The 217-nt window shown below is 44.7% G+C and carries 1 rRNA gene; it reads left to right on the forward strand.

Features of this window, described 5'->3' with window-relative positions:
• Positions 1–142: 142 nt before the first annotated feature.
• Positions 143–217, forward strand: a 5S ribosomal RNA gene (gene rrf / locus Q0947_RS15185); the annotation flags it as partial.

A 217-nucleotide genomic window follows, 5' to 3' on the forward strand; every position in this document is an offset into this window, starting at 1 on the left:
CGCCGTTCTTTTAACAAGTACAACCTTTTTTATGTATACAGGCAGGAAATGCCCTTTTTTCAATATGTTAAGATATTATCCTATAAAATGGCCTTAGGGCCGTTTATGTAGGAGATCCCGCAGCAAGTGCGGGACCAAAGCTTAAGGTGGTTATAGCGACGGGGCTCACCTCTTACCATTCCGAACAGAGAAGTTAAGCCCGTTTGCGCCGATGGTA

The organism is uncultured Gelidibacter sp. (assembly GCF_947500795.1).
In the GTDB taxonomy this organism is placed as follows: Bacteria; Bacteroidota; Bacteroidia; order Flavobacteriales; family Flavobacteriaceae; genus Gelidibacter.